Raw genomic sequence first — 13,704 nt, forward strand, 5'->3', positions numbered from 1 at the left:
GCAAGGGAGAGAAAGTCATGTCGGTCCTGAAAGGTCCCCGTGAGGAATGGCGGCGCATCCTGCATGAAGGCGTGCCGACCTGGGTGCGCCCTGAGGGCGACAAGCTGCGGCTTGGAGATGGGAGGACGGTGGAGGATGCTGATGCGACCTATCTGCCGCCCTGCGATCCGACCAAGATCATCTGCATTCATCTGAACTACGACTCGCGCCGCGTCGAGTTCAAGGCGCCGCCGCTCGTTACGCCGACCTATTTTCAGAAGCCGCTCACGACGCTCAATTCGCATCGCGGCTTTCTCAACCGGCCCGCGAACTGCAAATATTTGAATTATGAAGGCGAGATCGCTGCGATCGTCGGCAAGCCCATGCGCAATGTCGCACGTGAGGATGTCTGGGATTATCTGGCGGGATTCGCGCCGGCAAACGACGTCGGTGCGCAGGATTTCCGCGACACGGACGCGGGCTCCATGCTGCGTGTGAAGGGACAGGACGGTTTCTGTCCCGTCGGTCCCGGGATCGTGCGCGGCGTTGACATCCGCAAGGAGACGGTGCGGACCTATATCAACGGCAAGGTCGTGCAGCAGGGTCCGGTCAGCGAGATGACCTTCCCGATCGACTACATCTTCGCCGACCTCTCGCGCCACATCACCTTCCTGCCGGGCGACATCGTGCTCACCGGTACGCCCGCCAATTCCCGGCCCATGAACCCGGGCGACGTCGTCGAAGTGGAGGTGACGGGCATCGGTAAGATCACCAACACCGTGCAGGACGTACCTGCCCCCGCCCACAAGGTCGGCCACGAGCCGACGGATACCGAGATAGTTCGTCGCGTCGCTCTCGGGCAATTCTGAGGGATATGAAAATGGCGGAAGCCGTGTCTTTGAAATCGCGTTGGGCGGCTGGAGAGGAGACATTCGGCGCTTGGTGCATGATGCCCGGCGCGCTCGGAGTCGAGGCCGTTTCGTCGCTTGGCTTCGACTGGATACTCGTCGATATGCAGCATGGCTGCATGGACTACGGACAGGCGCTTGATATGATCCGCGCCGCCGACATTCGCGGACTTCCAGCAATTGTACGTGTGCCCTGGAACGAGCCGGGAATCATCGGCCGCGTTCTGGACGCGGGTGCCCTTGGCGTCGTCGCTCCGATGATTCAGACGGCCGACGACGCGAGGAGTTTGGTTGACTCCTGCCGCTATCCGCCGGTGGGGCGCCGCAGCTTCGGGCCTGTGCGTGTCGGAACGCGCGACGGCGCGGGTTATGCCTTCACGGCCAATGACCGTGTTGCCGTCATTCCGATGATTGAGACGCGCTCTGCGCTCGATCAGGTCGATGAAATCGTCGGCTTGCCGGGGGTCGATGCCGCCCTGGTGGGGCCGTTCGACCTTTCGGTCGCGCTTGGCCTGCCGCCGGGAGACAATGACGGAAAGCCTGTTTTCGACGATGCCATAAAAACCATTGTCGCTGCCTGTCAGCGGCACGGCAAGGCGGTAGCCGTCCTGTCGAACGCGATCGTCGCGCCGCTGCGCGTCGCGCAGGGGTTTCAGATGGTCTCGGTTACGACGGACATTGCGGCGCTCTCTTCGGCGAGCCTGGCGAGCCTCACGGCTGTAAAAGAAAAAATGAGAACAAAAAATGCTGGATAGTGCGACAAGGTCAAAAATCGTTGACGAGCTTTTCGACGTCTACGAGACACGCAGGCCGCTCCGGCGGCTGACCGGCACCTATCCTGGTTTGACCATCGAGGATTCCTATCTGGTTCAGGAAGAGTTCATCCGCCGCAAGGTTGACGCGGGCGCGAAGGTGAAGGGCTACAAGGTAGGGCTCACGTCGAAACCGATGCAGGAAATGGCCGGATCTTCGGAGCCGGATTTCAGCGCCATAACCGACGACATGTTCCTGCCTGAAGCGACGCCGATCGATGCTTCCCGGTTTTTCCGCCCGATGATCGAAATCGAAATCGCCTTCGTCATGAAGCACGCACTCAAGGGGCCGGGCGTGCTGCCCGTCGATGTCATCAGGGCGACCGATTTTGTTGTCCCTGCGATCGAGATTGTCGATTTCCGCGTCATGCCGGAAGCCGGTTTCGGCATCATCGACACCGTGGCCGATCTGGCTGCCTGCGGCGCTGTCGTGCTGGGCGCCAATCCAAGACGGCTCGATGCGATCGACGTGCGGCGCGTGCATGGCGAATTGAAGTTGAACGGCAAGTTGGAAGTCGAGGGTGAGGCCTCTGCGGTTCTGGGCAATCCCGTCACGTCCGTCGCCTGGCTTGCGAACAAGCTCGGCCAATTCGGCGTTGTTTTCGAGCCGGGGCAGGTCGTGCTTACCGGGTCCTTTGTGCGGGCAATCCCCGTTAAGGCCGGCGACGACGTTTTGTGCCGCTTCGACCAGGGATTGGGCGATCTGTCGATGAGTTTTACCTGAGTCGTGGACGGCCGGTGACTGCGCCAAACAGGAAAAGTGACGCGCAACCTCTCGCATATGCAGGTTATATCATTCCGTACAAGGATTAAAAGCACATGAAGCTGGTTCCCTTGATGAAAATTCACGTTCTTGTCGCCTCGCCATTCGACATTGGCGACACGACGCATGGCAAGCGGCTTGTCGCCAACATTACGGGGGGCGCGTTCGAGGGCAGGCGCCTCACGGGCACCGTTTGCAGCAGTGGCGCCGACTGGATCGTCATCGATTCCGAGAATTTGGGGCATATCGACGTGCGGATCGTTCTGCAGACGAACGACGGCGCATACATCTATGTCCATTATACGGGATTTCTCGAATATAATGAAAAGTTCGTCACCGCGGCGCTCAGCGGCGGAGAAACGAAAATCGGCGACTCGTATTTTTTGAGCCAGCTGCGTTTCGAGACCGGCGCCGAAAAATACAAATGGTTGAACAGGGTTCTGGGCGTCGGCGAAGGACGCGTTTACCCCGGCGGCATCGAGTATCAGGTTTACGAGCAGGCGCACGATTGAAACATGCACCCCGGGGAGCGGGGGAGGTGGCGGGTCGCCTGCCGTTCGTTCATGCGGCGCAGCAAGTGGGCGGCATAGGGTTTCGGCGCGTCGGACAAATTGAGGGAGCACGCATATGGCTGATAACGGAGCGGGAGCCGGCATTCGCTGGGACAAGGAAGTGGACTGGCTGGTCGTGGGCGGCGGCGGCGCCGGAATGGTGTCGGCCCTGACGGCCAATCATCTGGGCCTCGACACGCTGGTGATCGAAAAAGCGCCTTATATGGGCGGCAGCACGGCTCGATCGGGTGGTGTGGTCTGGATTCCCAACAACTACCTGGTGCGCGAAGGCGGGTTACCGGACTCGGAGGAACGGGCCAGGACCTACATGGCCAGCACGGTCGGCAACCGCGTGCCCTCGGAAGTTCAGGAATCGTTTGTGAAGTACGGTCCGCAGATGATCGAGTTCCTGCGCGATCACACTGAAACGCGCTTCGTTTGGAGCAAGGGATATTCGGACTATTACCCCGAAGCGACTGGTGGCTTCCCTGAAGGCCGCGCCCTGGAAGCCGTTCCCTTCAACGGGACTTTGCTTGGCGACAATCAGAAATATTTCCGCCCGCCGGTTCTATCGGGCACTCATTACGCCGGCCTCCTGCTGTTCGAGTTGTTTTCGGTCGCCCGGATGAGCCGTCATTGGGACGGAAAACTCAAGTTCATGAAGGCGGCTTACAACACGATCACAAACAGGCTGCTTGGAAGAAAAGTGATGACGGCGGGGCAGGGCACCGCCGGTCGGCTCTTTTACTCCATATTGCGTGCCAACATTCCGTTCGAAGTGAATACGGCCCTGACGTCGCTGGTGACGGAGAACGGTCGCGTCGTCGGCGCCGAGGTGTCGAAGGGCGGCAGGACGCTTCGGTACAAGGCGCGGCGCGGCGTGGCGCTGACCGCCGGCGGTTTCGCCCACAATCAGGAAATGCGCGACCGCTATCTGCCGCATCCCACAAGCTCGAAATGGTCGCTTGCCGCCGAAAGCGATACGGGCGATGCCATTCGTGCCGGCGAGAGCATTGGTGCCCGGCTCGATCTGATGGACGACGCCTGGTGGGGTCCGGTCAGTCACGTAAACGCCAACGAGAACCCGCATTTTTGCGTTCTCGAGCGCTCGCTGCCGGGATCGATGATCGTGAATTCCTCGGGCGATCGCTTTGTAAACGAGGCGGCGCCCTATTGCGACGTGGTCACCAGGATTTACGAAATGCATAACGGGACAGGCACGTCCTGCGTGCCGGTATGGCTTATCCTGGATAAGGCCTACAAGGATTACTATATGATTGCCTCGAACATGCCGCGCCAGCCCATACCGAAGCGGTGGAATGAAAGCGGCGACGTGGTCTCGGCGCCAAGCCTTGCGGAACTTGCGGAGAAGATAGGTGTTCCGGCGGATCGTCTCGCGAAGTCGATGGAGCGATTCAACAAGCTTGCCGAGACCGGTGTCGATGAGGACTATCACAGGGGCGATAGTGCGCATGACCGCATGTATGGCGATCCCTATTTCAAAAATCCGAACCTGGCGCCGTTGACGAAAGCTCCCTTCTTCGCTATCCGGCTCTATCCCGGCGACATCGGCACACGCGGCGGGCTTGTTATCAACAAGTTCGGACAGGTGGTCTCGCAGTCGGGGGAGGTTATCGAGGGCCTTTGGGCGGCGGGAAACAGCACGGCGTCCGTCATGGGGAATTCCTACCCCGGGCCCGGCGCGACTATCGGCCCGGCCATGACATTCGGTTACATTTCTGCCATGAAAGCAGCGGGACGCATCTGACGTTCTAGGTATGTTTGACTTGGAAATTGTCTTGTCGCCAGATCTCCGTCCACGGAGCATCTGGCGACAAGACGGGTCGTCGCCTGATTTACGGACCAGACCGCCACGGGGCTTCCAGAAGCAGACGGTCAAGCCACCTTGCGTTTGCTGCTCTTTCTCAGGGCCGGTATGACGTGTCTGGCGAACGAACGCATGCTTTCGGCTGCCTCCTCGTAGCTCATGCCGCCGAAAAGGAAGCAGGGATTGATGTCGAATTCGCCCAGAAGCGATTTGCGATATTCGAACTTCTCGACGATTTCCTTGGGCGTCCCCCAGGCAGTGACATCGAGATAGGTCTTCGCCATTCCATCCTTGCCGAGCGCGCGAATGGCGTCGACGGCTTGGGCGTAGGACTCGTAGCCCTTGGCGTTTTTAAAATGCTCGCCGGCCAGTTCATAGTGATCGAGTACCGAAAGCAGATAGTTGGTCACATATTTCTGTCCTAACTCCTTCGCGCGAGCAGGATCGGTGTCGCAATAGGTGAAGTCGCATATCATGATCGGCGGTGCGTCGTCACCATGCTGCGTCTTGTACGCAGCCTTGTATTCCTTGACGGCCTCGGCCTGAGCCTCCCACGGCTTTTGAGCGAAGATCACCATCCGCGCGCCAGCCTTCGCGCACTGAAGAACAGATTCCGGCGACATGGCGACCTGATAGATGCGCCCCTTGAAGGAGCCGCGCGGATTGGGACGGATTTCGGTCCGCTTCTGCGGATAGAAGGGGCCGCTCCCTTCGATGAAGCCGGTCTCGAGAGCGTCGATGATCATCGGGCTTGCTTCATCGAAGCGTTGGCGGGCTTCGTCCATGTTCACGCCCATGCCGGCATATTCCTTGCGCGCCAGGCCGCGACCCATCCCGAAGAGTGTTCGGCCTTGGCAAAGGTGATCCAGCAGGACGACCTTTTCCGCGATCCGAACGGGCACATTCCAGGGGAGGATGACGGCGCCAGTGCCCAGCTTGATGCGTTTGGTGCGCGCCGCCATGTAGCTCAGGAACTGTGTGTTGTCGGGACAAAACGAATAGTCCTCGAAATGATGCTCGACGGGCCACAATGCGTCGAAGCCGAGTTCTTCCGCCAAAAGCCCGAGACGGATCTCCTCGTCATAGACCTGGCCGTCGGTTACGCCGGAGTTGGCTCTGTCGAAATTCTGAAAAACCATCTGAATGCCGAACTGCATCGGAATATCTCCCTGTCGTAATGATTTCGGTTTCTTGTTTCAGCGGCCCTTATAGTTCGGCTTGCGCTTCTCCATGAATGCCTTGGGCCCCTCGCGGGCATCCTCGGTCTTGAACACGGGTGCTGCGAAGCGCGACTCCATATCCATCGCCTCGCTCTCGGGGCGTCCCAGACATTCGCGGGCGGATTTGCGAATCGCCTGAACGGCGATCGGCCCATTCGCGGCGATCTTCTCCGCGAGTTCGAATGCCGCGTCGAGCACCTGCTTCTGGGGAACGACACGATTCAGGAATCCCAGATCGTAGGCTTCCTGCGCGCTGATCAGATCGCCGGTGAGCAACAGTTCCATCGCCCTTGCATAAGGTATCTGGCGCGGAAGGCGCACCGTTGAGCCGCCGCCCGGAAAAATCGCCCATTTGACTTCCTGCACACCGAGCTTTGCAGTATCCGCGGCGATACGCATGTCAGTTCCTTGTGCCAGCTCCATCCCGCCTGCGACGGCAAAGCCGTTGATCGCGGCGATGACCGGCTTTGTCACATCGAATGTGCGCAACAAGCCCTTGGCCAGGATATTCGGATCAGCCAGAATTTTCTGGTCCCATTCGTTTTGCGGTTTGCGTGCGCCATTTATGAGCGGGATGAGTTGCCCGAGATCCGCGCCCGAACAAAACGCCTTGTCTCCGGCGCCGGTGACGATGGCGACGCGGATATTCGCGTCGTCGCGCACCTCTTCCCAATGACCGGCAAGCCTGACCAACATCTCTGGACTGAACGAGTTGCGCGCTTCTGGTCGGTTGAGCGTGACAAGGGCGATATGGCCCCTTTTTTCGAGCAGGGCCGGTTCCATCGTCATGTTCGCGTCTCCTCCGAATAACAGATATGTGTTTCCGATCGCATGGATGTAAATTTATCTGGACTCGGGTTGCGCGGCCAGCGAATATTTCTGATCAGGGATTATCAAATTAAAAGTCGCGGTCTTGAAACCAAATGCGACGCTGGGAGAGAGCCAATGATCAAGAGGCCCATATCCGCGGACTCACACATCACCGAACCTCCGCATTGCTATGTTGATTACATTGACCCCAAATTCCGCGATCGCGCGCCGCGCATCCAGCGGATCGACAAGGTTGGCGACGCTTTCATCGTCGATGGTATGGGGTCTCCAGTTCCGATGGGGCTGGTGGCCGCCGCGGGCAAGGATCCGGCGGAGATCACAACAGAGGGCGTCGCCTTCGAAGACCTGTGGAAGAGCGGCTGGGACGCCAAGTTCCGCGTCGCGGACCAGGAGAAGGACGGCGTTGCGGCCGAGTTCATCTATCCGACCGTCGGGATGGTGATCTGCAACCATCCCGACTTCGACTACAAGAAGGCCTGCTTCGACGCTTATAATCGCTGGTTGCAGGAATACTGCGCGGAGGCGCCTGACCGTCTTTACGGTCTTGCGCAGGTTTCCATGCGATCGCCGGAAGATGGCGTTGCGGAAATCAGGCATGCGAAGGAGATGGGCTTCAAGGGCGTGATGATGCCCGGAAATCCCGCCGTCGAGGATTATGATTCAACTGTATACGACAAGGTCTGGGCGACCGCCGTCGAGTGCGACATGCCGCTCTCGTTCCACATCCTGACCGGCAAATCGGACAGTCTGTCGGGTCAGGTCCGGGGGCCGCGTATCAATGGCTTCCTGTCGATCATTCGTGGCTGCCAGGATGTGATGGGCACCTTCATATTCGGCGGTGTCTTCGATCGCTTCCCCGACCTCAAGGTTGTCTGCGTCGAGGCCGATGCGGGCTGGGTTCCGCACTACATGTATCGCATGGACCATGCCTACAAGCGTCATCGCTACTGGATGAAGGCGCCGCCGCTCAAGCGGATGCCGAGCGACTATTTCAACGACAACATCTATGTGACGTTCCAGGACGACTGGGTTGCCTTCAGGATGAAGGATATGTGCAATGTTCGCCGCCTGATGTGGGCGAACGATTTCCCGCATTCGGATTCGACCTGGCCCTGGTCGCAGGCAATGCTTGAAGAGCACACGAAAAATCTGAGCGAGCAGGAACGCAACTGGATATGCCACGATAACGTCGCGGAACTCTACAAGCTCGCCGTTTGACGATCCGTATACTGACGTCAAGGCGCGGGTTTTTTCGATTCACGGGGAGGACGTTTTCATGGACTACGATTTGAAGATCGTGGGTGGATTCATTGTCGACGGCACCGGCTCTCCGGGCTATGCCGGAGACATCGGTATTCGCGATGGCAAAGTTGTGGCTATGGGGCAGGCCCCCGCCGGGGCGAGGACGACTATCGACGCCCGGGGGCAGGTCGTTGCCCCCGGCGTCGTCGATATACATACGCATTACGATGCCCAGCTTCTGTGGGACAGGAGTCTGTCGATCTCGCCGTGGCACGGCGTGACGACGGTCGTGGTGGGCAATTGCGGGTTCGGCATCGCACCGACGCGCAAGGAGCACCGCGGCCTTATTCTGCGGACGCTCGAAAATGTCGAGGGCATGAGCGTCAAGGCGCTGGAGGCCGGTCTCGGCGATGAATGGGGGTTCGAGACGTTTCCCGAATATCTCGACGTCGTGGAAAAGAAGGGTACGTTGATCAACGTGGCCGTTCTTCTTGGGCATACGCCGCTTCGCCTCTATGCCCTCGGGCCTGAATCCACCGAACGGGCGGCGCGACCGGAGGAGGTCAGGCAAATGAAAGGCCTGATGCGCGAGGGCCTCGAAGCGGGCGCACTCGGCTATGCGACCTCGAAATCGCCGACGCATGTAGGCTACGAGGGCAGACCGGTTCCAAGTCGGCTGGCGGAGTTCAGCGAGATACGGGAGATCGCGTCGGCGCTGGGCGACGCGGGCGAAGGCGTGATACAGGCGACTGTCGGCAAGGAACTGTCATTCGACGAATTCGCGGAATTGAACCGCGTTTCCGGCCGCCATGTCAGTTGGACGGCGTTGCTGGGCGGTGGCGGGGTGCTGAATGTCGGCTCCGCGGCCGAGCAGTTGGCGCGCTCAATCGAACTTCAGTCGGCTGGTTACGCGGTATTTCCGCAGGTCACCTGCAGGCCCCTCAATTTTGAATTTCGATTCGATCAGCCGTTTCTGTTCCAGAGCATGCCGGTCTTCGCGCCGGTGAACAAAGCCGACCGCGCGGAAAAGCTGAGGCTTTACGCCGACAACTCTTTCCGGGCGGGATTCCGGGACGCGATGCGTGGTCCGATGCTCAATGCATGGGACAAGGCGGTCATCGCTCATTGTCCGGGTCGGCCGGAGTTCGGGGAACGGCTGGTGCGCGACGTAGCAGCGGAACTCAGATGCAACTCGATTGATCTTGCGTTGGATCTCTCGATTCAAAGCGATCTGCAAACGCGGTTCCGCCTGCCTGTCGCGAACGCGGACGAAGATGAAGTGGCAACGTTGCTGCGCGATTCCTGCACGGTGCTCGGCCTCTCGGACGCAGGCGCGCATGCGAGCCAACTCTGCGATGCGTGTTTTTCCACGCATCTTCTCGGGAGATGGGTCCGTGAAAAGCGCGTTTTGACGCTGGAGGAGGCGGTCCGGATGCTGACATCGCGGCCCGCCGAGGTGTTCGGCATCAAGGATCGCGGTCGCCTCGCTGTGGGAATGCCCGCCGATGTCCTGATCTTCGACGCCGAAACGGTTGGCGCAAGTCCCCTTCGCAGGGTCTATGACCTGCCTGCTGGCGAAGACCGGCTGGTTTCCGATGCTTCGGGCATTTCGGCCGTCGTCGTCAACGGGACATTGATCCGGCGCAATGGCGTCGACGTGTTGGGCGCTGAAGGTCGTTTGCCGGGCCGTCTACTGCGCCATGGTGCGGCGGCCTGAGGAGGGCGTGCAAAAATGAGTCTTGAGGAACTTGCTGTCGTTCGTCAGCTGCTTACGGGCCTTGTGACCGAGGAAGCTCGTTCTCTTGAGGATTTTCGTACCTCGTATGATGAGGCTGGCAAGGCGTTCGGTCTTCCCGAAGGCGTGACGGTCACGCCGGTTTCCGCTGGCGGGGTTCCCGGCGAATGGCTGGCGCCGACTGCCGGTGCCGGCAAGCGGGTTTTGCTCTATCTGCATGGAGGAGGCTATGCGCTTGGTTCTCTCGACTCGCATCGCCATCTTGCGGCGCACACAGCGCTTGCCCTGAATGGCCGGGTTCTGCTGATTGACTACAGGCGGTCTCCAGAGCATCCATTTCCGGCGGCGGTCGATGATGCGCTTGCTGCTTATCGCTGGTTGATCGAGACGGGCGTCGATCCGGCTAAGCTCGCTGTTGCAGGAGATTCGGCTGGCGGCGGCCTGACGGTCGCCGTGCTTCTGGCGGCGCGCGATGCCGGTCTCAGACTTCCGGCTGCGGCCGTTTGTATTTCGCCGTGGGCCAATCTTGAAAATAAGGGCGCATCTTATGGCGCGAAAGCGAACGTGGACCCGATGGTGCGCCATGCCGATCTTGAGCTGTGGACGGCGGCCTATCTGGGAACTTCAACCCCGCGCAGGACGCCTCTGGCATCGCCGGTATATGCCGATCTCAAGGGATTGCCGCCATTCCTGATTCAGGTAGGCAGTTCGGAGGTTTTGCTCTCGGATAGCCACTTATTGGCCGATAGATTGAAAGAGGCTGGCGTATCCGTCGATCTCCATGTCTGGCCGAACATGATTCATGTCTGGCACTGGTTTGCGCCGGTCTTGAGCGAAGGCCGGGCGGCGATCGACGAGATGGCCGGTTTCTTGGATACAAAGCTCGGATGATTACGGCGCTATATCGTCGTCGATTTCAAGTTGGTCCTCGTCGGCGAGAGTCTCCTTAAAGCCTCGACCGTTTTGTGAGATGTGCTCGGCGATGGCGTTTTTCAATAACTCCGTGAACGGTTGTTTGCGATTGCGAAAATACTCGTTGGGAGCGGCTATCCCGATCGCGACCGGGCGTCCGGCCGAACCCATCGGAATGGGCATCGCCAGCATGGTGGCTCCCGGCGTCACGAGATCGCTGTAAAGCGCGAAGCCGCGCTTTCTGATTCTTTGCAGTTCGTCTTCGATCTCCTGCATCGATCCCCGCCGCTCCGGCATGGCGGCAAGGGCGTCTTGAATCAAACGTCTCGCTTCGGGCAAGGGGAGTTCGCTCAGCAGAACGCGGCCCATCGTCGAAAAAGCGAGCATTCGCCTGGTGCTTGGCTTGACATGAAAGCGGATGGGCGACGTACCTTGAATCACCTTCACATATTGAGCATAAGCTCCCAGTCGCGTAGCGAGGATGATCGTGCATCCCGTATCGGCCGAAAGCCGTCTCATAAGGCGCTGGACATTCCGGATCGGTAACGCCTCGGCTTCCACCCAGTTTCCCAGCAAGGATATCCGGATGCTCGGAAAAAAAGTCTTGACCCGGTCGTCGTGCTCCAGATAGCCGAGGCTGACGAGGCTTTTCAGAAGGGCGGCGGTACTGGAATGAGGATAACTCAGCGCCTGCGCCACGTCTTGAATCGTCACTGGGCGTCTGACTTCGTCGAAATACTCGAAAATCTCCAGAACGCGGGTCGCGGATTTTACCGTTGCAGCCGAGGGCAGTTCGGATTTGAGGACGTTAGCGTTCATGCGACAACTCTGATTTTATATGGTCTCTTGCCGCGCCTCGTTTTTTCATTTGTTTCCTCAAAGAGAGAGCGCGAGGCGCGTGCCGTCCTCGATCGCCCTGACCGCATCGAGTTGCTGAGGCTTGTCGACCCCGCCGATTGCATGAACGGGTTTGCTCAGGGACCGAGCCAACGACAACGCATCGTCCGCCGATTCCTGCCCGGCGCAGACGACAATCGTGTCAACTTTCAACGTCTGCGGTTTGCCGCCTGCCTCGATGTGGAGCCCGGCATCGTCGATTTTCCGATAGATTACATCGCCGGTCATCGTAACGCCGCGGAACATCACCTCCAGAAAATTCGCCCATCCCCTGGTCTTGCTCAGGCTGGCGCCGAAACTATCGCGCGGCTTGCGCTGGAGAAGATGAATCTTGCGCGATGACGGCCATTGATGATTGGCGGGCAGCAACGCGCCTGGCTGCGTATAGCTCAGATCAATTCCCCACTCGGATGAAAATCCCTCGACATCGGGATGCGACGGATCGTGTGGGCCATGCGGATTGGACAGGAGCGCCGCCACGTCGAAGCCAATGCCGCCGGCACCGACAATGGCAACCTCGGTACCGACGTGTGCGGTGTTTGTGATAGCCTCTACATAGGTCATAACCGACGGGTGATCCGCACCCGGAATGTCGAGACGGCGCGGGCGAACGCCGGTTGCGACGACGATTTCGTCAAATCCTCCGCTCTCCAGATCGGCGAGCGAAGCCGGCCGGCCGCAGCGGACCTCGACGCCCAGTTCGTCGAGCCGGTTCCTGAAATAGCGGATAGTCTCGGCATAATCCTCCTTGCCGGGAATCCGCCGCGCCAGATTGAATTGACCACCGATTTCGATGTCGGCTTCGAATAGCGCCACCTTGTGGTTGCGTTCGGCCGCCGTCACCGCGCAGGCAAGACCCGCCGGGCCGCCGCCAAGGACCGCGATGTGCTTTCCTCTGGCTGCTGGCGCGATCTTGAATTCGACTTCCCGGCATGCCGCAGGATTGACCATGCAGGTCGTCAGCCGTCCGGTGAAGGCGTTGTCGAGGCAGGCCTGATTGCAGCCGATGCAAGTATTGATGTTCGGCGATGCGCCCGATGCCGCTTTCGCAACAAAATCCGGATCGGCCAATAGCGGACGCGCGAGCGAAACCATGTCGGCTTGTCCGTCTGCAATCAGTTGCTCCGCTTGCTCCGGCGTATTGATCCGGTTGGACGCGACCACGGGTATCGCGACTTCCGCCTTGAGCCGCTTGATCGCCCAAGTGAAAGCGCCGCGCGGCACCATATGAGCGATCGTTGGCACACGCGATTCATGCCAGCCTATGCCGGTATTGAGGATGTTTGCTCCGCTCACCTCGACATCTTTTGCGAGGGCGGCGACGTCCGACCAGGAATTGCCCCCCTCGACAAGATCGAGAACGGATATCCGGTAAATGATAATGAAGTCCGGGCCACAATACTTGCGGACACGCCCGACGACCTCAACCGGCAAGCGCCGCCGGTTCTCCGCCGAACCGCCCCAGCTATCTGTGCGCTGATTTGTACGCGCCGCAGTGAACTGATTGAGAAAATAGCCCTCCGAACCCATGACTTCAACGCCGTCATACCCGGCTTCGCGTGCGAGTGCTGCGGCAGTACCAAAATCCTCGATGGTCTGGAGGATTTCATCATCGCCCAGGGCGCGGGGCGTAAGCGGATTGATGCGGGATCTGACTGCGGAGGGAGCCACCAGTTCTGCATGCCGACCGTAGCGGCCCGCATGCAGGAGCTGGAGAACGATCTTTCCGCCCTCATCGTGGACGGCGCGCGTAATCACACGATGACCCTCAACGAGGTCCTTAGTCATGACCGACGCGCGCTCCGCAAGCCTTCCCGCCCTGTTCGGTGAGATACCGCCGGTGACAAGAATTCCGACGCCGCCCTTTGCGCGCCGTGCGAAGAATTTTGCCTGTCGCTCGAAACCGTCAGGCATCTCTTCGAGGCCAGTGTGCATTGATCCCATCAACACGCGGTTTCTGAGCGCGGTAAACCCGAGATCGAGTGGTGCAAGCAGATGAGCAAAGATATCTGGCGTTTTTTTCACT

Annotated in this window: 12 protein-coding genes; 8 read left to right on the plus strand and 4 right to left on the minus strand. The window is 59.6% G+C overall.

The window, feature by feature from the left end:
• The first annotated feature begins 17 nt into the window (after nt 1-17).
• From F2P47_RS07820 to F2P47_RS07840, 5 genes are all read left to right on the plus strand, one after another.
• Nucleotides 18-848 carry a fumarylacetoacetate hydrolase family protein gene (locus tag F2P47_RS07820; protein WP_152215792.1) on the plus strand — a complete coding sequence of 277 codons (831 nt, stop codon included), beginning with the start codon at nt 18-20 and terminating at the stop codon, nt 846-848.
• Between the two features lie 11 nt (nt 849-859).
• Entirely contained in the window at nt 860-1,642 is a 783-nt protein-coding gene (locus tag F2P47_RS07825) for an HpcH/HpaI aldolase family protein (protein WP_152215793.1), read from the plus strand.
• Entirely contained in the window at nt 1,632-2,423 is a 792-nt protein-coding gene (locus F2P47_RS07830; RefSeq protein WP_152215794.1) for a 2-keto-4-pentenoate hydratase, read from the plus strand. The genes F2P47_RS07825 and F2P47_RS07830 overlap by 11 nt, the downstream gene beginning before the upstream one ends.
• A gap of 95 nt (nt 2,424-2,518) precedes the next feature.
• Nucleotides 2,519-2,974, plus strand: coding sequence for a DUF3237 domain-containing protein (locus tag F2P47_RS07835; RefSeq protein WP_152215795.1), 456 nt, complete (start codon nt 2,519-2,521; stop codon nt 2,972-2,974).
• 115 nt (nt 2,975-3,089) lie between these two features.
• Complete coding sequence (locus F2P47_RS07840) at nt 3,090-4,781, plus strand: FAD-dependent oxidoreductase (RefSeq protein WP_152215796.1); 1,692 nt, start codon at nt 3,090-3,092, stop codon at nt 4,779-4,781.
• A gap of 128 nt (nt 4,782-4,909) precedes the next feature.
• Here F2P47_RS07840 and F2P47_RS07845 read toward each other — a convergent pair whose 3' ends face one another.
• Nucleotides 4,910-5,998: an LLM class flavin-dependent oxidoreductase gene (locus F2P47_RS07845; RefSeq protein ID WP_152215797.1), complete on the minus strand. Its 1,089-nt coding sequence runs from the start codon at nt 5,996-5,998 to the stop codon at nt 4,910-4,912.
• Nucleotides 5,999-6,037: 39 nt separating this feature from the next.
• A complete protein-coding gene (locus tag F2P47_RS07850) occupies nt 6,038-6,850 on the minus strand; it encodes an enoyl-CoA hydratase-related protein (protein WP_152215798.1) in 813 nt (270 codons plus the stop codon).
• Between the two features lie 156 nt (nt 6,851-7,006).
• Here F2P47_RS07850 and F2P47_RS07855 point away from each other — a divergent pair, with 156 nt between their 5' ends.
• The 3 genes from F2P47_RS07855 to F2P47_RS07865 are packed head-to-tail and all read left to right on the plus strand — an operon-like array spanning nt 7,007 to nt 10,760.
• A complete protein-coding gene (locus tag F2P47_RS07855; protein ID WP_152215799.1) occupies nt 7,007-8,110 on the plus strand; it encodes an amidohydrolase family protein in 1,104 nt (367 codons plus the stop codon).
• Between the two features lie 58 nt (nt 8,111-8,168).
• Nucleotides 8,169-9,851, plus strand: a complete 1,683-nt coding sequence (locus F2P47_RS07860) for an N-acyl-D-amino-acid deacylase family protein (RefSeq protein ID WP_152215800.1) — start codon at nt 8,169-8,171, stop codon at nt 9,849-9,851.
• A 15-nt stretch (nt 9,852-9,866) separates the two neighbouring features.
• Nucleotides 9,867-10,760 carry an alpha/beta hydrolase gene (locus tag F2P47_RS07865; protein WP_152215801.1) on the plus strand — a complete coding sequence of 298 codons (894 nt, stop codon included), beginning with the start codon at nt 9,867-9,869 and terminating at the stop codon, nt 10,758-10,760.
• Here the strand turns inward: F2P47_RS07865 and F2P47_RS07870 are convergent, their stop codons facing one another.
• Together F2P47_RS07870 and F2P47_RS07875 are read right to left on the minus strand one after the other, a co-directional pair.
• Nucleotides 10,761-11,600, minus strand: a complete 840-nt coding sequence (locus F2P47_RS07870; RefSeq protein ID WP_152215802.1) for an IclR family transcriptional regulator — start codon at nt 11,598-11,600, stop codon at nt 10,761-10,763. It lies immediately after the preceding gene.
• A gap of 57 nt (nt 11,601-11,657) precedes the next feature.
• A complete protein-coding gene (locus F2P47_RS07875) occupies nt 11,658-13,703 on the minus strand; it encodes an NADPH-dependent 2,4-dienoyl-CoA reductase (protein ID WP_152215803.1) in 2,046 nt (681 codons plus the stop codon).
• Nucleotide 13,704 lies beyond the last annotated feature (1 nt).

It is taken from the genome of Parvibaculum sedimenti (assembly GCF_009184905.1).
GTDB lineage: Bacteria > Pseudomonadota > Alphaproteobacteria > Parvibaculales > Parvibaculaceae > Parvibaculum > Parvibaculum sedimenti.

Excerpts from the sequence above, each read along its gene's own strand:
- F2P47_RS07855 (WP_152215799.1), top strand. The coding sequence starts at position 7,007 with ATGATCAAGAGGCCCATATCCGCGGACTCACACATCACCGAACCTCCG.
- F2P47_RS07840 (WP_152215796.1), top strand. The coding sequence starts at position 3,090 with ATGGCTGATAACGGAGCGGGAGCCGGCATTCGCTGGGACAAGGAAGTG.
- F2P47_RS07835 (WP_152215795.1), top strand. The coding sequence starts at position 2,519 with ATGAAGCTGGTTCCCTTGATGAAAATTCACGTTCTTGTCGCCTCGCCA.
- F2P47_RS07820 (WP_152215792.1), top strand. The coding sequence starts at position 18 with ATGTCGGTCCTGAAAGGTCCCCGTGAGGAATGGCGGCGCATCCTGCAT.
- F2P47_RS07845 (WP_152215797.1), bottom strand. The coding sequence starts at position 5,998 with ATGCAGTTCGGCATTCAGATGGTTTTTCAGAATTTCGACAGAGCCAAC.
- F2P47_RS07825 (WP_152215793.1), top strand. The coding sequence starts at position 860 with ATGGCGGAAGCCGTGTCTTTGAAATCGCGTTGGGCGGCTGGAGAGGAG.
- F2P47_RS07870 (WP_152215802.1), bottom strand. The coding sequence starts at position 11,600 with ATGAACGCTAACGTCCTCAAATCCGAACTGCCCTCGGCTGCAACGGTA.
- F2P47_RS07860 (WP_152215800.1), top strand. The coding sequence starts at position 8,169 with ATGGACTACGATTTGAAGATCGTGGGTGGATTCATTGTCGACGGCACC.
- F2P47_RS07865 (WP_152215801.1), top strand. The coding sequence starts at position 9,867 with ATGAGTCTTGAGGAACTTGCTGTCGTTCGTCAGCTGCTTACGGGCCTT.
- F2P47_RS07830 (WP_152215794.1), top strand. The coding sequence starts at position 1,632 with ATGCTGGATAGTGCGACAAGGTCAAAAATCGTTGACGAGCTTTTCGAC.
- F2P47_RS07850 (WP_152215798.1), bottom strand. The coding sequence starts at position 6,850 with ATGACGATGGAACCGGCCCTGCTCGAAAAAAGGGGCCATATCGCCCTT.